Annotated in this window: 19 protein-coding genes; 9 read left to right on the top strand and 10 right to left on the bottom strand. The window is 63.0% G+C overall.

Annotated features, from left to right (window positions below):
- Nucleotides 1-360: 360 nt before the first annotated feature.
- Nucleotides 361-3,213, bottom strand: a complete 2,853-nt coding sequence (gene glnE / locus VJR68_RS12195) for a bifunctional [glutamate--ammonia ligase]-adenylyl-L-tyrosine phosphorylase/[glutamate--ammonia-ligase] adenylyltransferase (protein ID WP_324147948.1) — start codon at nt 3,211-3,213, stop codon at nt 361-363.
- Between glnE and VJR68_RS22060 the strand changes: the two genes are divergently transcribed.
- Nucleotides 3,203-3,652 carry a peptidoglycan-binding domain-containing protein gene (locus tag VJR68_RS22060; protein WP_414647776.1) on the top strand — a complete coding sequence of 150 codons (450 nt, stop codon included), beginning with the start codon at nt 3,203-3,205 and terminating at the stop codon, nt 3,650-3,652. The two genes, glnE and VJR68_RS22060, sit on opposite strands and share 11 nt — an antisense overlap.
- 46 nt (nt 3,653-3,698) lie before the next feature.
- Here VJR68_RS22060 and VJR68_RS12185 read toward each other — a convergent pair whose 3' ends face one another.
- From VJR68_RS12185 to VJR68_RS12165, 5 genes are all read right to left on the bottom strand, one after another.
- A complete protein-coding gene (locus VJR68_RS12185; protein ID WP_324147946.1) occupies nt 3,699-4,844 on the bottom strand; it encodes a sulfate/molybdate ABC transporter ATP-binding protein in 1,146 nt (381 codons plus the stop codon).
- 14 nt (nt 4,845-4,858) lie between these two features.
- Nucleotides 4,859-5,719 (bottom strand): sulfate ABC transporter permease subunit CysW, encoded by an 861-nt coding sequence (gene cysW / locus VJR68_RS12180; RefSeq protein ID WP_414647775.1) that lies wholly within the window; start codon nt 5,717-5,719, stop codon nt 4,859-4,861.
- A complete protein-coding gene (gene cysT, locus VJR68_RS12175) occupies nt 5,716-6,540 on the bottom strand; it encodes a sulfate ABC transporter permease subunit CysT (RefSeq protein WP_414647773.1) in 825 nt (274 codons plus the stop codon). Before cysT ends, cysW begins: the two co-directional genes overlap by 4 nt.
- A 5-nt stretch (nt 6,541-6,545) precedes the next feature.
- Nucleotides 6,546-7,547 (bottom strand): sulfate ABC transporter substrate-binding protein, encoded by a 1,002-nt coding sequence (locus VJR68_RS12170; RefSeq protein ID WP_324147943.1) that lies wholly within the window; start codon nt 7,545-7,547, stop codon nt 6,546-6,548.
- Nucleotides 7,548-7,673: 126 nt separating this feature from the next.
- On the bottom strand, nt 7,674-8,882 hold the full coding sequence (locus tag VJR68_RS12165) for an OprO/OprP family phosphate-selective porin (RefSeq protein ID WP_324147942.1): 1,209 nt from the start codon (nt 8,880-8,882) through the stop codon (nt 7,674-7,676).
- A 238-nt stretch (nt 8,883-9,120) separates the two neighbouring features.
- Here VJR68_RS12165 and VJR68_RS12160 point away from each other — a divergent pair, with 238 nt between their 5' ends.
- The 4 genes from VJR68_RS12160 to VJR68_RS12145 all read left to right on the top strand — a co-directional run bounded on the left by VJR68_RS12160 (nt 9,121) and on the right by VJR68_RS12145 (nt 15,276).
- The gene (locus tag VJR68_RS12160; protein ID WP_324147941.1) at nt 9,121-10,917 is read left to right on the top strand and encodes an assimilatory sulfite reductase (NADPH) flavoprotein subunit; all 1,797 of its coding nucleotides are present in this window, start codon (nt 9,121-9,123) and stop codon (nt 10,915-10,917) included.
- An 8-nt stretch (nt 10,918-10,925) separates the two neighbouring features.
- Complete coding sequence (gene cysI, locus VJR68_RS12155) at nt 10,926-12,623, top strand: assimilatory sulfite reductase (NADPH) hemoprotein subunit (protein WP_324147940.1); 1,698 nt, start codon at nt 10,926-10,928, stop codon at nt 12,621-12,623.
- Nucleotides 12,620-13,342 carry a phosphoadenylyl-sulfate reductase gene (locus VJR68_RS12150; protein ID WP_324147939.1) on the top strand — a complete coding sequence of 241 codons (723 nt, stop codon included), beginning with the start codon at nt 12,620-12,622 and terminating at the stop codon, nt 13,340-13,342. Before cysI ends, VJR68_RS12150 begins: the two co-directional genes overlap by 4 nt.
- A 188-nt stretch (nt 13,343-13,530) precedes the next feature.
- Entirely contained in the window at nt 13,531-15,276 is a 1,746-nt protein-coding gene (locus VJR68_RS12145) for a bifunctional sulfate adenylyltransferase/adenylylsulfate kinase (RefSeq protein WP_324147938.1), read from the top strand.
- A gap of 107 nt (nt 15,277-15,383) precedes the next feature.
- Here VJR68_RS12145 and VJR68_RS12140 read toward each other — a convergent pair whose 3' ends face one another.
- Nucleotides 15,384-15,902, bottom strand: coding sequence for a DUF4019 domain-containing protein (locus VJR68_RS12140; RefSeq protein WP_324147937.1), 519 nt, complete (start codon nt 15,900-15,902; stop codon nt 15,384-15,386).
- 219 nt (nt 15,903-16,121) lie between these two features.
- Complete coding sequence (locus VJR68_RS12135) at nt 16,122-17,129, bottom strand: LysR substrate-binding domain-containing protein (RefSeq protein ID WP_324147936.1); 1,008 nt, start codon at nt 17,127-17,129, stop codon at nt 16,122-16,124.
- 303 nt (nt 17,130-17,432) lie between these two features.
- Between VJR68_RS12135 and cysG the strand changes: the two genes are divergently transcribed.
- The 4 genes from cysG to VJR68_RS12115 all read left to right on the top strand — a co-directional run bounded on the left by cysG (nt 17,433) and on the right by VJR68_RS12115 (nt 21,611).
- The gene (cysG, locus tag VJR68_RS12130) at nt 17,433-18,872 is read left to right on the top strand and encodes a siroheme synthase CysG (protein WP_324147935.1); all 1,440 of its coding nucleotides are present in this window, start codon (nt 17,433-17,435) and stop codon (nt 18,870-18,872) included.
- Between the two features lie 245 nt (nt 18,873-19,117).
- A complete protein-coding gene (locus VJR68_RS12125; protein ID WP_324147934.1) occupies nt 19,118-20,974 on the top strand; it encodes an LTA synthase family protein in 1,857 nt (618 codons plus the stop codon).
- Nucleotides 20,975-21,199: 225 nt separating this feature from the next.
- Nucleotides 21,200-21,388, top strand: a complete 189-nt coding sequence (locus VJR68_RS12120) for a hypothetical protein (protein WP_324147933.1) — start codon at nt 21,200-21,202, stop codon at nt 21,386-21,388.
- On the top strand, nt 21,339-21,611 hold the full coding sequence (locus VJR68_RS12115; protein WP_324147932.1) for a M23 family metallopeptidase: 273 nt from the start codon (nt 21,339-21,341) through the stop codon (nt 21,609-21,611). The genes VJR68_RS12120 and VJR68_RS12115 overlap by 50 nt, the downstream gene beginning before the upstream one ends.
- Before the next feature lie 41 nt (nt 21,612-21,652).
- Here VJR68_RS12115 and VJR68_RS12110 read toward each other — a convergent pair whose 3' ends face one another.
- Both VJR68_RS12110 and VJR68_RS12105 read right to left on the bottom strand, forming a co-directional pair.
- Complete coding sequence (locus VJR68_RS12110; RefSeq protein WP_324147931.1) at nt 21,653-22,396, bottom strand: MHYT domain-containing protein; 744 nt, start codon at nt 22,394-22,396, stop codon at nt 21,653-21,655.
- 203 nt (nt 22,397-22,599) lie between these two features.
- Nucleotides 22,600-23,376 (bottom strand): hypothetical protein, encoded by a 777-nt coding sequence (locus tag VJR68_RS12105; protein ID WP_324147930.1) that lies wholly within the window; start codon nt 23,374-23,376, stop codon nt 22,600-22,602.
- Nucleotides 23,377-23,758 lie beyond the last annotated feature (382 nt).

Here is a 23,758-nt window from a genome sequence, read left to right as displayed (position 1 = left end):
ACCCCAACGTCCGCGGTAGCTACCTGCACGCCATGTTGGGGTTCGGCTGCGCCTCACCACAACCTATGCCTAGCTTCGTAGGTTGGGATGAAATCCCAGCATCACCATGTCGAACGAAAGCTGGGATTGCCATCCCAGCCTGCGATTTCGTGCGCTTGCTAGGGATGCTCTGATCTATTCCATGTACCCGCATACCGTGCGGCCCCAACAGGTAGAAAATTAAAGATGGGGTGACGTCCAGAAGGCCCGCAGGCTGCGCCGCGCGGCTTGAACAGACGGCCAGTCTGCCCTGCACCACGCAACACACCCTGCGGGCCTTCTGGACGTCATGCCGGGTGCATGGAATAGATCAGAGCATCCCTAGAACTCAAACCCGAGCGCACGCGTTACCACGCTCACTTCGCTGCACATCTCTTCCAGTTCGGCATCCCGCGGCGCGATACGCGAACGCAAATCCAACGTACAGAACAACGCACGCCGCAGCAGTTCGGCATGTGCACGGCTCAAGCAGTTTGCCTGCGCGATATCCAGCAAGCCGGCATCGCGGCAGACTTCAATCAAGCCGGCGTTGCCGGTCGCCGACAGCAAGTACGGGGATGTCGATGCATGCGCGAGCACCAGCCCCTGCAAGGCAAATTCGATATCGAGAAGGCCACCGTGACCCTGTTTCAAGTCGATCTGCCCGGCATCGGAACGATCGCGCTCCGCACGCCAGCGCTGGCGCATGCTGCTGACTTCCGCCAACACCGCCGCGCGATCGCGCGGCACAGCCAGAGTGCGACGGCGCACGCCGACCAGCTCGCCGTTCAAGGCCGCATCGCCTGCCACCGGACGCGCGCGCAGCAGCGCCTGGTGCTCCCACGTCCATGCACGGCTTTCCTGATAAGCCACGAACGCCTCCAGGCTGCCGACCAGCAAGCCCTTGGAACCATCCGGCCGCAAGCGCGTGTCCACTTCGTACAAGCGTCCCGCACGCGTCAGCACCGTCAGCCAGTTCATCACGCGCTGGGTAAGGCGCTGATACCAGCGCGAACCTTCCAGCGGACGCGGGCCGTCGCTCATTGCGTGCGCGCGCTGACCGTCGAACACGAAGACCAGATCGAGATCGGATGCAAAACCCAGTTCCTCGCCGCCCAGGCTGCCATAGCCAAGAATCGAAAAACCCGAGCCCTCGCCCGGCAAGCGCCCATGGGCAGCCATCACTTCGCGCTCGGCCAGCGCCGCCACGGCATTGACCACCGCTTCCGCCAACGCGGCAAGCCGGCGCGCTGTCGCGACCGCATCGGCGCGCCCATCGTTGAATGCCAGTCCCAAACGAAAGGCGATGCTCGACTTGAATTCGTTGATGCGCTCCAGCTCGGCTTCCGCTTCGCGCTCGTCGAGTGTCGTCAGCACGTGGGCGATTTCCGCGCTGATATCGGCGCGCTTGAGCGGCAGTTGATCGATGCGTGGGTCGAGCACGTCGTCCAGCAGCAACGGCTGTGCAATCACTCGTTCGGCGAGGAACGCGCTATCGGCAAACAGCTGTGCCAGGCGCTTGCGCGCGGAAGGTTGCTCTTCCAGCAGGGCGAGATAGGAAGGCCGGCGCGCCACCGTTTGCACCAGGCGGCACAAGCGCAGCAAGCACGCTACCGGAGCCGCCGTCTCGCGCGCCGCAGCCAGCAATTGCGGCATCAAGTGATCCAGCTGCTCGCGTGCACGCGCCGACATCGCACGCAATTGCGAGGCTTGCAGCAATTTCAGCAACGCCTCCGCCGCCTCGCTGCCCGGCACGAAGCCGGCAGCTTCCATCACGCTGGCGTCCAATGATTCATCGCAAGCGCGTTGCCACAGAATCGCATCCGCCGCCGGTACGCTGGCCTTCGCGCCGCCTTCCGGCATCAACACCGCTTCGAATTCGGTGGCGACGATGTCACGGTGCTTCGCCAATTCCTCCGCCAACGGTGCCCACGCCGGATAGTCCAAGGCCAGCGCAAGGCGCTCGCGCGTCAGGTCATCGTCGGGCAAATCGTGTGTCTGTGCGTCGCGCATCATCTGTACGCGGTTTTCCAGCCGGCGCAAAAACACGTACGCCTGCCGCAGCGCCTTGGCACGCACGGTCGGAATATGCCCGCGCGCTTCGCAAGCCGTCAGCGCGGGCAGCAAGCCACGCACGCGCAAACTGGGCTCGCGGCCACCGCGAATCAGCTGCACCAGTTGCACGATGAACTCGATCTCGCGAATGCCGCCCGGTCCCAGCTTGAGATTGTCAGCCAGATCCTTGCGCGCGACTTCGGCATCAATCAGCGCCTTCATCTCGCGCAGGCCGGCAAACGCGGTGTAATCCAGATATTTGCGATACACGAACGGCCGCAGCATTTCCTGCAATTGCTTGCCCGCGCTGCGATCGCCGGCCACCGCGCGCGCCTTGATCCAGGCGTAGCGTTCCCAATCGCGGCCTTCGCGCTGGTAGTACTGCTCCATCGCGCTGAATGGCAAGGCAAGCCGGCCGGCGTTGCCAAACGGGCGCAAGCGCAAGTCCACGCGCGCGCAAATGCCGTCGATGGTCGGCTCGTGCAGCAGACGCACCAAGTGACGTCCCAGGCGCACGAAATATTCGCTGTTATCCAGCACACGCGCGCCGTCGCTTTCGCCGCCCTGCGGATACGCCAACACCAGGTCGATGTCGGAAGAGAAATTCAGCTCGCCGCCACCGAGCTTGCCGAAGCCGACCACCACCAGCCGCTGCAAGCTGCCGTCTTCGCCACGGGCATGACCGTAACGTGCGGCAAGTGCGCGCTCGGACCAATCGAGCGCGGCACCAAGCAAGGCTTCGTACAACACGCTGGTGGCCGACAAGGTTTCCGGCAGATCGTCCAGACCGTTGACGTCGCGGAACACCAGGCGCAGTGCTTCGGCGTGCCGGAAGCGGCGCAGTGATGACATGCACGCCGCTTCATCGGGATCGAGCTTCAGTGCCTCGATGCGCGCGGAGGCATCGGCACTGGCGCGCAGCCTTTCCAAACCTTGCGGCGCCAACAGTTGCGGCTGATTGCGCCAGGTTTCGAAAGCGAAATCGCTCGCCAGCAAGGTGCGACGGATGCGCTCGGCGACACCCGCATCATCGTGCAGGGGTACACCCGCCGCGCGGCAACGCGCCACCAATTGCGCGTAGCGATCGTCGATAAGAGCCCGCAGTGCGGGTGATTCGGTGGATGAAGGGATGACAGCCATACGGCCATTATGGGCCCTAAGGCTTGTTCAACAGAACCGTTGCAGCACGGCGAGTACACGCACTGTCCTCCGCCATCACCCGACAGCGCCGACTCCTGCACGGATCGCAACCTTTACGTCATTCCGTAGCAGTGAAGGTTTGCACGTGAAAGAAACCCAGCAGCATGAATATGCCGCCGAAGCATCCACGACACTCAAATACGGCGACGAGGGCAACGCGGTGCAAGAACTTCAGCAGCAATTGCGCCATATTGGCTATTGCGACATGGATGGCCCGGTGCATGCCGATGGCGATTTCGGCCGTCGAACACACCACGCCATCATAGCGTTTCAGCGCGATTACGGGCTGCTCGCCGATGGCATCGCCGGGCTGAAAACGTGGCAGGCATTGCGTCACGCTCTACGCCATCTCGCACGCAAGCAAAGCAGGCTGGGATGAAATCCCAGCTTCATCGTGCATGTCGGTACCGGGATTTCCTCCCGACCTACGCTTCCACCCGACGCCACGGCCCTACCGCAACGGGAAAGCTCGCATGCGGTGGATGCACCGTGGATCGCGCCTGCACGCGGCCTTCCCGATCGGTGGCAAATACAGTCAGTGCCTGCAGATGGATGTTGACCACGCCATCGACTGCCGGGCCGTGCCTGGCCCAATCGCGCTCGTTCCATTCGGCCTCAAGCGGTTCGTCCCGGTTCTCCACCCGCAGGCTGGCACGTACGGTGCCGCCCACGTGGCGAAGATTGATCAATTGCGCCTTCAGGCCATCACCCGCCATCGGTGCCAGCGCAATGTCCTCCGGTCGCACGTGCACGGCGATCTCGTGCGCATCGTCCGCGGCAAAATTTTCGATGCGCCATGCATGGCCGAACAGATGCAGATGCTGGCCACGCACGTGCGCAGGCACCGATTGGCCGCGCGCAATAAAGCGGGACGCGAACGGCGTCGCCGGCTGCCGATAGATTTGTTCCGGCGTGCCGATCTGTTCAATGCGCCCGCGATTCATCACCACCACGCGATCGGCCATTTCCAATGCCTCGTCCTGATCGTGCGTGACGAACAACGTGGTGATGCCGAGCGAGCGATGAAACTCGCGCAGCCAGCTGCGTAGATTCACGCGCACCTGCGCATCGAGCGCGCCGAATGGTTCATCCAACAACAACAAACGCGGTTCGATCGCCAGCGCACGTGCCAACGCCACGCGCTGGCGCTGGCCACCCGATAGCTGTGACGGATAGCGATCAGCAAAACCCTCCAGTTCTACCTGCCGAAGCAGATGCTCGACACTGGCCTTGATCACCGCCGCCTTGGGGCGCACATGCCAAGGACGCACGCGCAAGCCAAACGCCACGTTCTGCGCCACGGTCATGTGCGGAAACAGCGCATAGTGCTGGAACACCAAGCCGACCCCACGCCGCCGCGCATCCAGTGCCAGCAAGTCATGCCCATCCCGCACCACGCTGCCGGCGTCAGGCTGATCCAGTCCGGCCAGGATGCGCAGCAGGCTGGTTTTTCCCGAGCCCGAAGGGCCGAGCACGGCGACGAATTCGCCGTCGCCAATGGTCAGGCTGACGTCGTCCAGTGCCACGAAGGCACCGTACTGGCGACGCAAGCGGGAAATCTCGATACCCATGCTGCGATGGATCCTCAATGGTGAATGTTCAATGCATCGCCATGCCGCCACTCGACCACGCGCTTGATGCCCAGCGTGACCACAGTAAGCAATGCCAGTAGTGAAGCCGCTGCAAAGGCAGCGGAAAAATTTTCTTGGTAAAGCTGATCGACTTGCAGCGGCAACGTATTGGTGATGCCACGCAGATGACCCGACACCACGTACACCGCGCCGAATTCACCCATCGCGCGCGCGTTGCACAGCAGCACGCCGTACAGCAGCGCCCAGCGCACGCGCGGCAAGGTGACGCGAAAAAAAATCTGCCATCCACTGGCACCCAGTGTGAGTGCAGCTTCTTCCTGTTCCGAACCCTGCGCCTGCATCAGCGGAATCAACTCACGCGCCACGAATGGCAAGGTGACCAACACCGTCGCCAGCACCAGGCCCGGCAAGGCGAAGATCACCTGCACGCCGTGCGCCTCCAGCCAGGAACCCAGCCACGCATCCTTGCCGTACACCAGGATCAACATCATCCCGGCGACCACCGGCGACACCGAAAACGGCAGGTCGATCAATGCACCCAGCAACGCCTTGCCGCGAAACTCGAAATGCGTCATCGACCACGCCGCGGCCAGGCCGAACACGAGATTCAACGGCACGGCGATAGCGGCGACCGTCAAGGTCAAGCGCACGGCGGCGATCGTGTCCGGCTGTTTGATCGCATCGAGATAAAACGCATAGCCCTGGTGAAAGGCTTCGGCGAAAATCGCCAGCAACGGCAACACCAGCAACCAGCCCAGCACGGCGAGCGCGGCCAGAACCCATACGGCGCGTGCGATGCGCGCCGGCACCGTTGGCCGCCCGATCGATACCACCGAAGCGATCGCGGCCATCAGCGCACCACCGCCCAGCGCCGCGTCCAGCGCTGCAAGCCCGCCATCACCACCAGCAACAGCAGCGACGCTGCCAGCATCACGGCACCCAGCGCCGCGGCGCCGCGGTAGTCGTACTGCGAATCGATCTTCTGCACGATCAGATACGGCGCGATTTCCGTGCGGAACAGACGATTGCCGGCAATGAAGATCACCGAACCGTATTCCCCGATCGCACGCGCCAGCGCCAGCGCATAACCGGTCAGCAGGGTCGGCAGCAGCAGCGGCAGCAATACCCGAAAGAAGCGCTGGCTCGACGAGGCGCCCAACGTATAAGCCGCCTCCTCCAGATCGCTTTCCATGCTTTCCAGCACCGGCTGCAACGTGCGTACCACAAAGGGCAAGCCGACAAACACCATCGCCAGCAACACACCCAGACGCGTATAGGCAACTTCAATGCCGAGCGGCGCCAAACGGCTTCCCAACCAACCGTTCGGCGCATACAGCGCGGTGAGCGCAATGCCAGCCACCGCGGTCGGCAACGCAAACGGCAGATCGACCAACGCATCGCACAGCCGCCGGAATGCAAAGCGGTAGCGCACCAGCACCCACGCCACCAGCAAGCCGAGTACGGCATCGATCGTCGCGGCAAGCAGCGCCGCGCCAAAACTCAATCTCAACGCTGCCAGCACGCGCCGCGTGCCGATCTGCGCCCACCAGCCCGATGGCCCGAGTTCGCACGCCGTCCACAGCAATGCCGCGAGCGGCAGCAGCACGCAACTGCCCAGCACCAGCAAGGTGTAGCCGGTGCTGAGTCGAAAGCCTGGGAGTACGTGCCGCGCCATGGCCGTCATTGCGCTCCTTCGGTGATCGCATCGAACACGCCACCATCGGCGAAATAGGTGGCCTGCACCTTGCGCCAATCACCGAACTGCTCGCCGATGGTGAAGGTTTTCACCGCCGGGAACTGCGCCGCGTATTTCGTTGCAGCGGAAGCAAGTCGTGGCCGGAAGAAATGCCTGGCCGCAAGCTCCTGCCCTTCCGGGCTGTACAAAAATTGCAGGTACGCCTGTGCAACTTTCTGCGTTCCGTGCTTGGCGGCAACCGTATCGACGACGGCCACCGGCGGCTCGGCAACGATCGAGGCGGACGGCACCACGATCTGATAGTTGTCCTTGCCGAATTCGGCCTGCGCCATCAGCGCTTCGCTTTCCCATGCAATCAGCACATCGCCGATGCCGCGCCGGACGAAAGTATTGGTCGCGCCACGCGAACCGGTATCCAGCACCGGCACATTCTTGTAGAGCGCGGTGACATAGGCGCGCGCCTTGTCCGCACTGCCGCCCGGCTGGCGCTCGGCCCAACCCCACGCGGCAAGGAAATTCCAACGCGCGCCACCGGAGGTTTTCGGATTGGGCGTGATCACCTGCACACCGGAACGAATGAGGTCCGACCAGTCATGGATGTTCTTGGGGTTGCCCTTGCGAACCAGGAACACGACCGTGGACGTGTACGGCGAGCTGTTGTCCGGCAGCCGCGTTTGCCAGTTCTTCGCCAGCAGGCCTTTGTCCGCCAGCACGTCGATGTCGTAGGCCAGAGCTAGCGTGACGACGTCCGCCTGCAGGCCATCGAGCACGGCACGCGCCTGCTTGCCGGAACCGCCATTCGAAGTGGTGACGGCGACGTTCTGTCCCGCCTGCTTGGCCCATTGCGCCTTGAACGCCGCGTCCACGTCCTGGAAGTACTCGCGGGTCGGATCGAAGGAGACATTGAGCAGCTTCGCATCCTGTGCATGCGCAAGCGCCGCACTTAGCGAAAGCAGCGCTGCCAGGATGATCCATCGGCGTTTCATGCGTGTCGTCTCCTTAGGGCAAGCTCGCCCACTTTGAACTATAGATTTGGAAGGCTGGACGTCCGAAAGCACGGATCGTCCTATCCATATGGCTTAAAACTCTCTCCGTGACGGAGCGGCGTCACATCAGATAAACACTTCGGCCCGCAGTTCGAAAATGTGCGGATCGATCACCAGGCCCTTGCGGTTGCTGAAGGCGCGGATGACATTGGCCTGCAGGCGAAGGTGCGAACCGACGTACCAGTTGGCGCCGGCCGTCCAGTCGTGCTCCTTGCCGCCCAGCACGCGCCCATCGTTGAGGTTGAGTTCGCTGTAGCGCACGGCGAGTTCCACCGCGCCCCACGGATGCGAAGGAATCACGTTGCTGACGTTGCCATCGTGATATTGGCGTGATTCGCCCGTGAGCACCCAGCTGCCGAAGACGTAATAGCCGTCGAGGTCGTAATTCGGCTTGGGCACGTCGAAGGTGGTCTGCGCGCGCAGGTACTCGCCCTGTACCGACCAGGGGCCATGGATCCAGAGTTCTTCCAACCCAAGGCGATTGATGTGGTCGACGTGGGTAAGTGTGCCGGAGCTGACCAGGGTGACGGTGGTGAGGCCTGCTTCCGGGGGCGCCTTGAAGCTGGCCGTAGCCGGCTGCTGCACGCCCAGTGCGTTGACCAGGCCGTAAGGCCGCTCCTGCGAGGCGGCAACGCCCAGGTGAAGCACGTCGGTGGCTTCGTGAATCGGCACCCAGACCGCACGCGCTGCCAGCGTATGGCCGTGATTCTTGCCCGCCAGGTTTTCACCGTAATAACCCAGGCTGGCCAGCCAATGCTTACGCTGGATGGCCCAGTCGACACCAATGCGGCGATTCTCGTAAACCGCCTGCGAGGGCAGCGCCAGCTCGATGAAGGTGGTCTGCGTCGAGGTGGTCACGCCTTCGAAGCTCACCGGTGTCTTGCTCTGGCCGAAACGCAAAGCGCCGTAGTCCTCGCCGAACACCGCCTTCGACTGCAGGCGCGCGAATACGTCCTGCCACTGCTTTGACTGGAAGTCGTAATACACCGTCGCGTCATAGACACCCGGCTTCTTCACGTAGAAACCCAGGTATTTGCGGCGATTCGTATCGGCGTCCTTGAATTTGTTGTCGTCGTTCGAAAAGTTGTTGACGTCGTACTGATAGCGCAGCACCAGCCCGATGTCCGTGCCATCACTCGTGGTGTAGTGCGTGGGCCAGTGATAGAGCCAGTCATCGTCGCCCGCCTTGGCTGTGGAAGGCGCCAGCGTGGCAAAGGAAAAAACCGATGCGGCCAGCGTGAGCACGGCAAAGCCAGGCTTGGATCGTCGTGGCATGGTCGATGGCTCCGGCGCCCATAGCGGCGCTTGTGACGGATGAGTGAAGGAAATCCCTGGAGGAAACGCCTGAGTGGGTGGGGCGGCGTCCCTGGGTTCCATGCTGCCCGGCGCCTTTCCCGCGATGGAAAGGAGGGAATGGCATGCGGATATGCCGGCCCATCATTTCTTCGCTAAAAAACGGAGTCCTAACATCCTTGAACCAGATGGACGTCTATACGTCCAAGGAAAGCATGTGATGACCGCCGCCACCCTATCGCCATTGCCCGAAGAAAAGCAGCCCCTGGTTGCGCGCCTGATCGACGGGCTGGAAGCACCGGCGTTGCTGTGGCTGTCCGGTTATCTCGCCGGTGTCGCCGGGCAGCGCCTGCCGGTCGGCAAACACGCCCCCGCCGAACCGGCCGCGGCGCCGGAAGCGCAGACCCGCCTTACCGTGCTCTACGGCAGCCAGACCGGCAACGCCAAGCGACTGGCCGAAGACCTGGGCCGCCGCGCCTCCGCGGCCGGCCTTGCAGTGCGAGTGGTGCGTGCGGACGCGTATGCGACACGTGAATTGAAGCAGGAACGCCTGCTCTACGTGGTGATCAGCACGCAAGGCGACGCCGAGCCGCCGGATGATTCGCGCGCCCTGGTCGAATTCCTGGCGAGCGCCCGCGCGCCCAAGCTGGAAGCACTGCGCTATGCCGTGCTCGGCCTGGGCGATTCCAGCTACCCCAGCTTCTGCGCCATCGGCCGCCAGCTCGACGAACGCCTGGCTGCGCTGGGTGCGCAACGCCTGCTCACCGCCGGCGAGGCGGATGTGGACCTGGAGACCGTCGCGCAACCCTGGCTGGAGCAGGCGCTGCAACAGGCGCGCGAGCAGCTGAAGACGTCCGCGCCGCTGGCCAAGGTCACCACCCTGCGCACGGCACGTACCGGCCCGGTTTGGCATCGCGAACAGCCGTTCCAGGCGCCGCTGCTGCTCAATCAGCGCATTACCGGCCGCGATAGCGATCGCGATGTGCGCCATCTGGAATTTTCGCTGGATGGCTCCGGGCTGCACTATGCGCCGGGTGATGCGCTGAGCATCTGGCCGACGCAATCGCCGATTCTGGTCGACGCGATTTTGAATACCCTGAAGCTGGACGGCGACACCGCTGTTCGCGTCGGCAACGACGAGCATGCCTTGCGCACCTGGCTCGCCACCCACCGCGAACTGACCCAGCTGACGCGCCCGTTCTTCGCCGCCCACGCCGAGCGCAGCGGTGATGCGCAGCTGCGTGCACTGCTGGCGCCGGCCGCGCGCGATTCCCTGGCCGATGTGTTCTCACGCTGGCAGGTGCTGGATCTGTTGCGCCGCCATCCGGCCGAATGGACGGCCGAAACACTCGTCGCGGCACTCCGTCCGCTGGCGCCGCGCCTGTATTCCATCGCCTCCGCGCAATCCGTGGTTGGCGATGAAGTGCATCTCACCGTCAGCCACGTCGATTATGCGCTGGACGGCGAATCACGCTGGGGCGCGGCCAGCCGCTATCTCGCCCGGCATGCGGAAGGCGACAACGTACCGGTCTTCATCGAAGCCAACGAACGTTTCCACTTGCCCGCCGACGATCGCGACATTCTCATGATCGGTGCCGGTACCGGCGTTGCCCCTTATCGCGCCTTCGTGCAGGAACGCGCCGAGCGCAGTGCCAGCGGGCGCAATTGGCTGGTGTTCGGCAATCCGCATTTCCATTCGGACTTCCTGTATCAGGTCGAGTGGCAGCAAGCATTGAAGAATGGGCAGCTGCATCGCATCGATCTGGCGTTCTCGCGCGATCAGGCGGAGAAGCTGTATGTGCAGCATCGGTTGATCGAGCAAGGCCGCCGTGTCTACGAATGGCTGGAGAGCGGCGCACATCTTTACGTATGCGGCGACGCCAATCGCATGGCCAAGGATGTGCACAAGGCTCTGGTCGCGATCGTCGCCGAGCATGGCGCGCGGTCGAGCGAAGACGCCGAAGCCTGGTTGAGCCAGTTGATCCAGCAGGGCCGTTACGCCCGCGATGTTTATTGAGGTACGCGATGAGCGGTGCAGCCCTTTCCGAACTTGAACGCATCAAGGCGAACAGCCGCTTCCTGCGCGGCACCTTGGTGGAGAGCCTGGCCGATCCGGTCACCGGCGCCATCAGCGAAGACGACAACAAGCTGCTGAAGTTTCACGGCAGCTACCAGCAGGACGATCGCGACCTGCGCGAGGAGCGCCGCAAGCAAAAGCTGGAGCCTGCGTACCAGTTCATGGTGCGCGCACGCCTGGCCGGAGGTGTACTGAGCCCCGCGCAATGGTTGTCGTTCGATCACATCGCACGCACCTGGGCCAATCAAACGCTGCGCATCACCACGCGGCAGACGTTCCAGTTGCACGGCATTCTCAAGCGCGACCTGAAGCGTTCGATCGCCGCGATGAACCATGCGCTGGTCAGCACGATTGCCGCCTGCGGCGACGTGAACCGCAATGTGGTCGCCAGCGCCAATCCGGTGGAGACGCCTGCGCATCGCCTCGCCTACCGCTGGGCGGAGCGGCTGTCGGATCATCTCAAGCCGAAGACGCGCGCGTATCACGAGATCTGGCTGGACGAAAAACTGGTGGCCGGCGGCGAAGAAGAAAGCGAGCCCCTGTATGGCGCTACCTATCTGCCGCGCAAGTTCAAGATCGGCATTGCCGTACCGCCGACCAACGATGCGGACGTGTTTGCGCAGGACCTCGGCCTTATCGCCATCATCGAGCACGGCGAGCTGCTGGGTTTCAACGTCGCCGTCGGCGGCGGCATGGGCGCGAGCCATGGCGATGCCAGCACCTATCCGCGCCTGGGCAGTATGATCGGTTTTGTCGAACCGGAACAATTGCTGCGCACTGCCGAAGCCGTGATCGAAGTGCAACGCGATCATGGCGACCGCGTCGAGCGCAAGCATGCACGCCTGAAATACACCATCGATCGGATGGGCATATCCGCGTTCAAGGCGAAGCTTGAACAACGCCTTGGTTTCGCCTTGCAGCCCTCGCGCCCGTATCACTTCGATCACAACGGCGACCGCTACGGTTGGACCGAAGGCGACGACGGCCGCTGGCATCTCACCTTGCAGATCGAATCAGGACGCCTCGCCGATGCGCCGGATGCGCCGCATTTGAGCGGCTTGCGCGCGATCGCCGAGGTGCATCAAGGCGATTTTCGGCTGACCTGCAACCAGAACCTGATCATCGCCAATGTGCCGGCGGCGCAGCGCGAACGTATCGACGCGTTGGTGGCCGAATACAAGCTGGACGGCTATCGCCGGCTGAGCGGCATCCGCCGCCATGCGGTGGCCTGCGTCGCGCTGCCGACGTGCGGCTTGGCGATGGCCGAAAGCGAACGCTATCTGCCGCAATTGCTGCCGAAGCTCGAAGCGCTGCTCGAGCAACATGGACTGCGCGACGAACCGATCCTGTTGCGACTTTCCGGCTGCCCGAACGGCTGCTCGCGCCCGTATCTGGGTGAAATCGCCCTGATCGGCCGCGCCATCGGCCGTTACGACTTGCGCCTCGGCGCGGATTTTGCCGGCCGCCGGCTCAATCGCGTGGTGCGCGAAAACATCGACGAAGGCGAGATCCTCGCCGAACTGGACAAGCTATTCGCCCGCTATGCCGCCGAGCGGAACGAACACGAACGTTTCGGCGACTTCCTCGTGCGCAGCGGCGCGCTCCCCGCCGCGCGCCACGCCATCGATGCGGAGGTTTTCGCATGACCCTGCCTTCACCCGAGCAAGCCGCGGTCGACGCGCGTGTGCGCGACAAGCTCGCCGCCAGGCTGCTTGCGCTCAGCGCGGAAGAGCGTGTGGATTGGGCGCTGGAGCATCTGCCAGGCCGACACGTGCTCTCCTCGAGCTTCGGCGCCCAGTCGGCGGTGTCGCTGCATCTGCTATCGCAGCGCGTGCCGGACATCCCGGTCATCGTGATCGATACCGGTTATCTGTTTCCCGAAACCTACCGTTTCATCGACGAGCTGACCGAACGCCTTTCGCTCAATCTCCACGTGATCCGCCCTAGCCTTTCGCCCGCTTGGCTGCAGGCGCGCCATGGCGAACTGTGGAATCAGGGGCGTGAAGGGCTTGATCACTACAACCGGCTGGCGAAGGTGGAACCCATGCAGCAGGCGCTGACCGATCTGGGCGCCGGCACGTGGTTCGCGGGCTTGCGCCGGCAGCAGTCATTGAGCCGTGCGGCGGCGGCGGTGCTGGATCACCGGCATGGACGCTGGAAGGTGCATCCCATCGTCGACTGGACCGACCGCGACGTCGGCCTGTATCTGCGCCGCCATGACCTGCCCTATCACCCGTTGTGGGACAAGGGTTATGTCTCGATCGGCGATACCCATACCACACGCCGCTGGGAACCCGGCATGCGTGAAGAGGACACCCGCTTTTTCGGCATCAAGCGCGAATGCGGATTGCACCTGGATGTGTGAAAGCGAAGCACGAATGGAGATGAGTGAGAAGTGAGAGCGAAGTCCGCAGCAAACATCAGCACCCCAGGCTGTTGGAATCCTTCTTCGCCAAGTATTCGTTGCCAAGGCCCCTGATTCGCCACCCTCACTTCTCACCCTTCTCCATTCGCTTCTAAAAAAAGACCGCCCCGATAATCTGAGGAAACACCATGAAAGCCCTTGCCGCCGAACTTGCCTCGGCTGAACTCGAAGCGTTGGTTGCGCCGCACGGCGGCGTGTTGCGCGAGCTGTATCTTCCGGCCGCCGAAGCCGAGGCGCTGAAGCGACGCAGCGCATCGCTGCCGCAATGGACGCTCAACCAGCGCCAGCTTTGCGATCTCGAGTTGCTGCTCAACGGCGGCTTTTCACCGCTGCAAGGGTTTCTTGGACGCGCGAATTACGACGGCGTCGTGAACGAGATGCGCCTGGCGGACGGCACGCTGTGGCCGATCCCGATTACGCTGGATGTGGATGAAGCCTTTGCGGCGAAGTTGAGCGAAAACGCGCAGATCAGCCTCAACGACACGCAAGGCACGCCGCTCGCCGTGCTGACGGTGGAAGACGTGTACTTCCCCGATCGCATTGAGGAAGCCCGCCGCGTATTCGGCACCACCGATCGTACGCACCCCGGCGTGGCCGAACTGCTGGATCGCACCGGCTCGGTCTACCTGGGCGGACGCGTACAAGGCATCCAGCCGCCGCCGCATTACGATTTCGCATCGCTGCGCCTTAGCCCGCGCGAATTGCGCGACTGGTTCCATCAGCACGGCTGGCATCGCATCGTCGCATTCCAGACGCGCAACCCGATGCATCGCGCGCATCGCGAGTTGACGCTGCGTGCCGCCGAAAAAGTGGGAGCGAAGCTGCTGATCCAACCGTCGGTGGGCCGCACCAAACCCGGCGACGTCGATCACTACACGCGCGTGCGCTGCTATCGCGCCTTGCTGGAACACTACCCGCCGGGCCTGGCCACGCTCGCACTGCTGCCGCTGGCAATGCGCATGGGCGGTCCGCGCGAAGCGCTGTGGCACGCGATCATCCGCAAGAACTACGGCGCCAGCCACTTCATCGTCGGCCGCGATCACGCCGGCCCCGGCAAGGATTCGGAAGGCAAGCCGTTCTACGATCCTTACGCCGCGCAACAATTGTTGGCCAAGCATCAGGAAGAACTCGGCATCGAAGTGGTGCCGTTTCCAGCGATGGTATATGCAGCCAATCGCGACACCTATGTGCCGCAGACGGAAGTACGTCCGGATGATGAAGTGCGCGACATTTCCGGGACCGAGTTGCGCCGCCGTTTGCACAACGGCGAGGCGATCCCGGAGTGGTTCACCTTCCCGGACGTGGTGAAGATCCTGCGCGAGCGTCATCCCGCCCATGCACGCCAGGGATTGGCGCTGTTCTTTACCGGCCTTTCCGGCTCAGGCAAATCCACCCTGGCGCAAGCGGTGGTGTCGCGCCTGCTGGAAACCAGCAGCCGTCCGGTAACCGTGCTGGATGGCGATGAAGTACGCCGGCATCTGTCGAAGGGCCTGGGCTTCTCGCGTGAGGATCGCGACGCCAACATCACGCGCATTGGCTTTGTAGCCAGTGAAGTGGTGCGTCACGGCGGCGTGGTGATTTGCGCACCCATCGCGCCTTATGCCAATGCACGCGCGGAGGCACGGCAGCTGGTGGAAGCGCATGGGCGCTTCGTGGAAATCCATGTTTCCACGCCGCTGGAAATCTGCGAAGCGCGCGATCGCAAGGGCCTCTATGCCGCCGCGCGCGCAGGAAAGATCAAGGGCTTTACCGGTATCGACGACCCTTACGAGACACCGGCGACGCCGGAGTTGCGCATCGATACCAGCCAGGTGTCAGTGGCCGAGGCGGCCAACAAGGTGATCGAGTGGCTGCAAGCGCAGGCACTGGTGTGATCTGAGAAAACACGTAGGTTGGGGCGAGGTGCCAGCCGAACCCCAACATGACATGCGGATATCCGGGAACGTTGGGGTTCGCATTCGCTCACCCCAACCTACGCTGCTTACTTGCCAGCCGGCGGTTGAGCCGCGGGGGCAGGCTGAGCGGCATTGCCATTGCTGGCTGCCGGGGCTTTCGGGTTCGCATCGCGCACGATGTAGCCGATCGGTTGCCAACCGGAGGAACCTTTCGCCAGCGACACGGTTTCCACCGTCATCGCCTTGGCGAACTTGGTGGCGTAGATCACGTTGAGATATTGGCCGGTCGGCAGGTCTTTCGGGTTATCGATCTTGCTGACGCCGACCCAGTTGCGTTCCGCTTCGGCACCCACGGCATCACGCAGGCTGGTGATGTACTTGGTCCAGTTCTCTTGCGTGACGTTCTTCTGCATGGTCTGGCTGCTGGCCTTCCACATCGCGTCGGCGTTGCCGGCATCGGCCTGCGCCACCCACTTGCCGGCGGTTGACACTGCCTTGTCCAGATCGAGGTTTTGCGCCATTGCCGTGCCCGCGCCCAGCAGCATTGCCGAGGCCAGGGCGCCGGACGCCAAGCGCTTGGTTGCGGACGAAACTTTACGTGCCATGAAATTCTCCTGATGAAAACCGTGAAATGATCCGCTGGGACACAAGCACCTGCGGCCATGCGTGCAGCGAAGCACGCTCCATGGTGTCACGGTGATCAAAGGCCGCGCCGTCGGTCTGGATTTAAAAACCTGTCCGTCTCTGCTTTCGGACGACGCACAGCCTGCTTTTCCGGCACGCGCACGGAAGGCGAATGTATTTCCTACAGAAACTCTTCGCGCTTAGGCCGCGCGCGTCACCGGCCGCCGGACATGGCGGTGCTGCAATTCACTCCACAGCGGCGGAGCGGGCCAATTGGGCTCGGCGTGCCCGGCCACCACGCGGCGCAATTCCGCCTCGTCGATCTGCGGCGCCACCAGCCGGGCAAATTGCGCCACATAGCTGCGCAGCACGTGGTCGCGGCGCAGCACCATCCAACTGGTGCAGATCGGCAGCAGCTTGTCGATGTCGAGCGAGACCAGCTCACGGGAATCGGCCGGGGTGATTGCCATTTCGGCGAGAATGCCCACGCCCAGGCCGGCGAGCACATAGGTCTTGATCAAATCCGCGTCGGCCGAGGTGCAGGCGATGCGCGGGGTCAGGGATGCGGCGGCAAAGGCGCGCCGCAGCGAGGATTCCGGTTGCAGGGAGGATTCGTAGCTGACCAGCGGGTATTCGGCCAGGTCCTCGATGCGCAGCGGCCGGCCCAGCTTGGCCAGCGGATGGCCCTGCGGCACCACCGCGCGGCGATACCAGCGGAACAGCGGCACCGCGATGCCACCCTCCGGCGCCTGGCCGCTGGTGCTGACGATGACCAGGTCCACTTCGCCGCTTTCGAACAAGCCGATAACGCGGCCTTCGCCCTGCGGGCGGATGTGCACGCCAAGGTCCGGATAATGCTGCTTGAGACGGGCAATGGCTTCGGGCAGGACGAAACGCGCCTGGGTGTGCGTGGTGGCGACCGACAGCTCGCCCTGTGCTTCTTCGCGCAGGTTGGCGGCCAGCGCACGGATGTTGCGTGCCTCGTGCAGGATGCTGCGCGCCCGCTCCAGCACCTGTCCGCCAGCGGGAGTGACCGCGTCCAGGCTCTTGCCGCGGCGGGTAAATACCTGAAAACCCAGTTCGCCTTCCAGCTGCTTGAGCTGCTTGCTGATGCCTGACTGGGTGGCGTGGACGTTATCAGCGGCGAGGGTGATGTTGAGACCGGCGTCGGCGATGGCGACGATGTAGCGAAGTTGCGTAAGGGTCATGAGATCGGCTCCAGGAAGAATCGTGTGCAGGGGTTAGCTCGACGCATGTCGACGCACATACAACTCGTGAACCACCCTGAACAGCGTTTCATCACAATCCCCACACCCTTGCCGGTCTCTTTACCAGTCGTCCATCGACCTTAACACAGCGTTATTTGGACGTCTATACATCTATAAGTCTTTTCTACGTGACGGCTGCGAAACCTATGCCGCCCAGGCATATCTTCCGGCCGAGCGGCCATTTCCTAACGCTTAGTGGCGGCGTTAGCGTGGCGTTTCAATCCTGCATGCCGGATGCGCACCATGCCGCTTTACCCGTTATTTGCCGATCTTCGAGACCGCCACGTGCTGGTGGTGGGCGGTGGCGACGTGGCGGTTCGAAAAACGGCCATGCTGTTGAAAGCCGGTGCACGCGTCACCGTGGGCGCACCCACGTTGGTGCCGGAATTGCGGGAATGGTTGCAGTTGGAACGAATTGCCTGGCGCGCGGGGACCTACCAACCCGAATGGATCGATGGCGCATGGCTGGTGATTGCAGCCACCCGTTCACGCCCTCTCAACGCGCGCATCGCCGTCGATGGCCACGCCAGGCAGCGGCTGGTGAATGTGGTCGACGATGCATCGCTTTCCAGCTTTCAAATACCCGCGGTGATTGATCGCTCTCCACTGTTGGTGGCGATCTCCAGCGGTGGTGTTGCGCCTCTGCTGGCACGTCGCCTGCGCAACCGTATCGAAAGCTTGCTCGATCCTGCCTTGGGCTCGCTGCTGCAACTCGCGCAACGTTACCGCTCACGCATTCGTGCGCGTTACAACGATCTTGTTGCACGCCAACGCTTCTATGACTGGCTGCATGACGGTCCCGTGCATGCATCGCTGCGTGCTGCGCATCCCGTGCAAGCGGAACAACAGCTCCTCGCCGCCTTGGCGCGTCGAAAGGAAGCGCAAATTTCCGGCACCGTGGTACTCGTCGGTGCAGGACCGGGCGATCCTGGGTTGCTTACGTTGCGTGCATTGCGTGCGCTCAGCGAAGCAGATGTGATTCTGCACGACGCGCTGATCAGCGCGCCGATTCTCGATCTTGCTCGCCGCGATGCCCAACGCATCGCGGTAGGCAAACGCGGCGGCGCGTTGCATACGCCGCAAGCGACAATTCATGCACTACTGCTTGAACATGCGCGTGCAGGAAAGCGCGTGGTGCGACTGAAAGGCGGCGATCCGTTCGTGTTCGGCCGTGGCGGTGAAGAACTGGCCTTCTTGCGCGAGCACGGCATCGCGTATGAAGTCGTACCCGGCATCACCGCCGCACTCGCCTGCGCCGCCTACAGCGGCATACCGCTGACGCATCGCGATCATGCGCAATCGGTGCGACTGGTCACTGCGCACTGCCAGCAATCCTTCAACACGCTGGATTGGTCGGATCTGGCGCGCGAACGTCAAACGCTGGCGATCTACATGGGCGTCAGCCAGCTCGACGAGCTGACCCTGCAATTGCTCGCGCATGGCCGCGCCGCCGACACGCCGTTTGCCTTGATCGAGAACGGCTCGCTGCCGCAGCAGCGCACTTTGGCCGGAACGTTGGGAGGGTTGCCGACCCTCGCGGCACGCCATGCGATCAGCGCCCCGGCTTTGCTCATCCTGGGTGAGGTGGCCGCACAAGCCAATGCCGCGCATTGGTACGGCGAGCTGCTTGGCGAACCGGCGCGCCGTGTGGCCGCACCCCGCGCACTGGCCGACGCGGCATGATCTTGCGTCTCTAAGGCCTTGTTCGAACGGGACAAAGCCGTGATGGCGCCGTAAGAGCCTTTTTGAGATTTCTTTCGTCTTCCTGAAGCTTGCCCGCCATCGGCATGAACCTCTACTGACACCGGCCGGGTGCCTGACAACCGATTCATGTCAGTCACGTTACAGTCCGCATCTCCCGAGATGACAGGTTGCGGACTTAGATGCCCCTGGTTTCCCCCACGCTGCTATCCAAACGGTCCGTCGCCGTGCGCGCTCTTCTGGTGCTGGCGATGATGGCGGCCTTCGTCCTGCTGACCGGCCTGCTGGATGGCAACCAGGGGGTAACGGCCTCGCAGCTGGTCGCCCAGCCGGCGTTCCCGCTGGCCAATGCCATGCCGGGGCTCATGCTGGCCCTGCTGCTGCTGATCCTGACCCGGCGCACCCTGCTTTCCTTCGGCCTTGCCTACCTGGCGCTGGGGGTGATGTACGGGGTAAATGCCTTGAAGGTGGCCAACCTTGGCACGCCGCTGCTGCCGGCCGATTTCCGCATGGTGGATCAGCTGCGCAAGGGCGGCCTGCACGTGCTGGGCAGCTACCTGCCGCATAGCCCGTGGCCCTATCTGGCCCTGCTGGGAGGGGGCGCCGTCATCGTCGCCATGTGGCGCTATGAGCCGCCGCTGTTTGCGCCACGCACGGGTGGTCGGCGTGTCGTGGCCGGTACCTTGCTTGGCGCCACGCTGGCGACGCTGCTGCTGGGCATGCCGGGCTGGCGCAATCTGTATAACGGCCACAAGCTGTGGATGGAGCCCTGGTCCGCCGCGGCTACCACCACGCATTCCGGCCTGGTCAGCTCGCTGGTGATGTTCCACCTGCAGGATCGGCGCACGAAAGAAAAGGCCGATCCCAGTGCCGTAAACAGCCTGCTGCAAACCACTGGCGACGCACTGCGCGCGCGCATGCACACACCGGTGAGCCATGACACCGCGCTGCCCGACATCGTGGTGATCCAGAGCGAGTCGTTCTTCGATCCAAGCATCGTGCACGGTTACGAGAACGCGAAGCTCACGCCCAATCTCGACCGTCTGGCGGCAGAGGGCATGAGCGGTCCGCTGCACGTGCCCACCTACGGCGGCGGCACCATCCGCACCGAATTCGAAGTGCTTACCGGGCTCTCGCTGCGCTACTTCAACAACATGCAGTTCCCGTACTTGCAACTGCACGACAAGGTCGTGCCGAGCATGGTGCGTACGTTGCGTGCACACGGCTATGAAACGATCGCCATTCACGGCAATGATCCCACCTTCTGGAATCGCAACACGGCGTTCAAGACGCTGGGGTTCGATCGCTTCGTCTCGCAATCGAGCTTCCCGGCCAACGCGCCGATGGACGGCAAATACATGGCCGACAGCGCGACGACGAACGAGATCATGGCGCAGCTGAAGGACGCCGGCCCGCCGCAGTTCCTGTTCGCCATCAGCCTGGAAGCGCATGGCCCGTATGACGTGCCGCCGAAAGATGCCGCCGCGCGCGACGCCATTCCCGTGCCGGGTGTCGTCGGCGCCAAGGACAAGGTGGAAGTGCAGACCTACCTGTATCACATGCAGCATGCGGATGCCGAACTGGGCCGCCTGGCCGACATGCTCGCCAAGCGCAGCCGTCCTACTTTGCTGCTGTTCTATGGCGATCATCTGCCGGGTCTCAGCGATGCATTCCGCGCCACCGGTTTCGTCGACGGCCAAAGCATGCTGTCGCAGGCCGGCACCTGGCTGCTGATCGATCCGCGCAATCCGGAACAGGCGCAGCGCATCGATATGGCATCGTGGATGTTGCCCGGCATGTTGCTGGAACGCGCCGGTATTCATGACGATGCTTATTTCGCATTGACGCAAGTGCTTGCACCATCGCTCGCCAGGCTCACCTACGCCCCGGGGGCCACGCCGCCCACGCTCGACGCGCAGCAACAACTGTTCGACAAGGACATGGCCAGCGTTTCTGTGCTGCGCATGAAAGGCAAGCTGGACAAGCTGCTACCGGCCAGCCTGCTTCCCGCCAACACGGCGGTGGCGAAACAGGACAACGAGCAGAACGTGCCGGGCGCTGTGGCGATCGGCATGCATCACTGATGTCGATTCTCGCAAAGCGGGCTTTTAAACGCGCCTTGAGAATCGACGCTGATCGCGCGCAACCCCTTACGTTGTAGTCCAATATCTGCTCGCGCAACGCCTTGCTTCAATAAGCGACGTGCCATTCGGCGCCACGCGGGATGAGCGATGTTCCCGCACGCTTCCACCCATACCTGCGCGGTCCTGGAGGGAAAGGACCGTCCATCTCCAGGTGCCGGAATTACCATGTTCGCCGTTGCTTGCTACACCGCCGCTTTCGATGTCATCCAGCTGCGCTGGAAAGCGATGCTGGCCGGTGTACTTGGCACATGGCTGGCGCTGCACGCCATATCCGCACGGCAGGAACGCCGCGGCACCGATGGGCATGCCCAAGCTCGCCGTCGCCGCAGGTATCGTCATCACCGCCAAGCGTGATTGCAGTTATGGCGAATTCGTCGTGATCGATCATTACAACGGTTACCGCACCTTGTACGCGCACAACTCGAAGCTGCTGGTGAAAGCTGGCGATCGCGTAAAAGTGGGGAAGCAGATTGCCAGGGTAGGCTCAACCGGCCAATCCACTGGCCCTCATCTGCATTTTGAAATGCATCGCGACGGCAAGCGCATGGATCCTTCTCCTTATCTCGCTGTGCTGTAGCGATGGAAACGGGACATGCGCGTCCCGTTTCCATGCTTTACTCAAATACTGATCGCCGCGCGCCGCTGCTGGCGCCGGTAGTGAATGATCAACGCAGCCGCCAGCAACACCACGGTGACGATGAAAATGCTCGCTCCAAGATTGCCGCCGCGCATACCGCTGGCGAAGCCGGCCGGCAGTTGGCCGCCGTCGTCATCGATATTGAAAGCGGCCATGCCGGTGTAGTGCATGCCGCACACGGCCAATCCCATCACCAGCGCACTGCCGATCATCTGGATGCGGCCGCGCAGGTTGAAGGCCAGCCACAGTGCAACCACTGAGGCGACGATGGCAATCAGCAAGGACGCAGCAACCAGATTCATGTTGTAAGTGGCGTAGGCGGCCATCATCACCGCGGCCATGCCGAGATAATGCATGCCAGTCACGCCCAGACCCATGCAGATGCCCGCCGCGGCGAGCTTGGCCCAACTGAAGGCCCCGCTGCTGGCAATAAACAGGCCCAGCGAACAGGCAGCGAACCCAATGACGGCAGACAGCGCCGTCAACACCGCGTCGTAACTCACCGGCATGCCCATGTCACAAGCAAGCATGGCGATAAAGTGCATGGCCCAGATACCGCCCACGCCCATCGCGGCGCCCGCAGCGAGCACCGCCATCAAGCGCTGTCGCATGGTTCGCGCCAAGGGAATGGCTACCGCCAGCTGCAGGGCGGTAAACGATCCAAGCACGGATACCACGTACGAAAGCAGAACCAGCAACGTGTTGTAGTGCTGATGCGCAGGCATGACTTCCCCCTCCGGTTGCGTGTCGACAGTCAGTGATGCGCGCAGCGAGCAGTCCTTGCACATGGCTTGCCTGCATCGTCGCGCCGCGTGTTGCTTGTTGTATTGCCGGACTGCGTGATCAGGAACGAACGCATGCACACGGCATTTCTTCGTTCATGACCCTTACTTGCCCGCATCCGAAACGCGCGCCCTCCGCGCACGCCTCAGTGCGAAACCTCAAGTACGCAATCGCCTTGCCCATGGCTGCTGCTGCGACAATGCAGGTGGCGCACGAAAACACTCTGCGGCGCGGACGACTCGCCCAGCATGCCTTCGAGATACCCGCTGAAAAACCTGCAACCCGACTGACCGCCAGGCGGACACAGCGGGCAGTTCTGGATATGGAAGTGACGCTCGCGCACATCGATCGACACCAGCGCGCGCAGCGCGGGCATGGCGATGCGCTTGATCGCATCGGCCAGGCCAAGCTTGCCGCCCATGGCGTAGTCGCGCTTGTAAACCCAGGCACCGGTGCGCCGGCCGGCCAGCAGCAGCGAAGCCTCGCGCGCATCGGCGGCCACTTCATGTTCCAGCGCCAGCAGCCACGGAAAAATCTTGGGATAGTCACGCGCCAGCTGCGGCAGCATGCTCTCGACCTTGCCTACGTCCGGCCCGATATGCCGAATCGATGACGGCGCCGGACTACTCGCCGCTGCATCGGCAACGCGTGGCGCCGGCGATGTCGCCGCTTGCGCGGCAACGCCTGGCGCAAGCAAGGTTGCCTCGAAGCTCAGCACGCGATTGTGCGTCGCCAACATTTCTTCCAAGCCAAGTTGCCGCTCCGGCTCGCCGCGCACCACCATCACCAGCCACGCGCCCTGACTGTCCTGATAGACCCTCTGGCGCAACAACGTGAATCCGCTGGCGATCACCACACGGCCCAATTCAACGAGCAATCCTTCCCGGCGATCCGACAGGATGTGTATTTCCAGCTCGATCATCGAATCCAGCTCCCCCTCTTCCATTGATGCTGGCAAACGAATGGTGAAATTTACGATGAGCGGCTATGCCATCAAGTGTGATCGAACGCGCAAAACATGATGCGCACGAAGCAATCGCTACCCGTTTTCGGCATGCGGGTCTGCGATATATCGCCGATGCACAACGAACAGGACCCGCGCATCGTCGCGCACAAAAAGAAAGCCCCGCTTGCGCGGGGCTTTCTGCTTTCACTCGCATGGAGCGATGGACGATTAGAAGTCCATGCCACCCATGCCGCCCATGCCACCGGCCGGTGCATGGTTGTGCTCTTCCTTCTTCGGCAGCTCGGCCACCATCGCCTCGGTGGTGATCGCCAGGCCGGCAACGGAGGACGCGTACTGC

It is taken from the genome of Dyella sp. (genome assembly GCF_035277725.1).
Classification (GTDB): Bacteria; Pseudomonadota; Gammaproteobacteria; order Xanthomonadales; family Rhodanobacteraceae; genus Dyella_B.
This window is presented reverse-complemented; position numbering and strand designations above follow the sequence as displayed.

Coding starts and splice junctions, on each gene's coding strand:
- VJR68_RS22060 (WP_414647776.1), top strand. CDS start 3,203: ATGACAGCCATACGGCCATTATGGGCCCTAAGGCTTGTTCAACAGAAC.
- glnE (WP_324147948.1), bottom strand. CDS start 3,213: ATGGCTGTCATCCCTTCATCCACCGAATCACCCGCACTGCGGGCTCTT.
- VJR68_RS12185 (WP_324147946.1), bottom strand. CDS start 4,844: ATGGGTATCGAGATTTCCCGCTTGCGTCGCCAGTACGGTGCCTTCGTG.
- cysT (WP_414647773.1), bottom strand. CDS start 6,540: ATGGCGCGGCACGTACTCCCAGGCTTTCGACTCAGCACCGGCTACACC.
- VJR68_RS12170 (WP_324147943.1), bottom strand. CDS start 7,547: ATGAAACGCCGATGGATCATCCTGGCAGCGCTGCTTTCGCTAAGTGCG.
- VJR68_RS12165 (WP_324147942.1), bottom strand. CDS start 8,882: ATGCCACGACGATCCAAGCCTGGCTTTGCCGTGCTCACGCTGGCCGCA.
- VJR68_RS12160 (WP_324147941.1), top strand. CDS start 9,121: ATGACCGCCGCCACCCTATCGCCATTGCCCGAAGAAAAGCAGCCCCTG.
- cysI (WP_324147940.1), top strand. CDS start 10,926: ATGAGCGGTGCAGCCCTTTCCGAACTTGAACGCATCAAGGCGAACAGC.
- VJR68_RS12150 (WP_324147939.1), top strand. CDS start 12,620: ATGACCCTGCCTTCACCCGAGCAAGCCGCGGTCGACGCGCGTGTGCGC.
- VJR68_RS12145 (WP_324147938.1), top strand. CDS start 13,531: ATGAAAGCCCTTGCCGCCGAACTTGCCTCGGCTGAACTCGAAGCGTTG.
- VJR68_RS12140 (WP_324147937.1), bottom strand. CDS start 15,902: ATGGCACGTAAAGTTTCGTCCGCAACCAAGCGCTTGGCGTCCGGCGCC.
- VJR68_RS12135 (WP_324147936.1), bottom strand. CDS start 17,129: ATGACCCTTACGCAACTTCGCTACATCGTCGCCATCGCCGACGCCGGT.
- cysG (WP_324147935.1), top strand. CDS start 17,433: ATGCCGCTTTACCCGTTATTTGCCGATCTTCGAGACCGCCACGTGCTG.
- VJR68_RS12120 (WP_324147933.1), top strand. CDS start 21,200: ATGTTCGCCGTTGCTTGCTACACCGCCGCTTTCGATGTCATCCAGCTG.
- VJR68_RS12115 (WP_324147932.1), top strand. CDS start 21,339: ATGCCCAAGCTCGCCGTCGCCGCAGGTATCGTCATCACCGCCAAGCGT.
- VJR68_RS12110 (WP_324147931.1), bottom strand. CDS start 22,396: ATGCCTGCGCATCAGCACTACAACACGTTGCTGGTTCTGCTTTCGTAC.
- VJR68_RS12105 (WP_324147930.1), bottom strand. CDS start 23,376: ATGATCGAGCTGGAAATACACATCCTGTCGGATCGCCGGGAAGGATTG.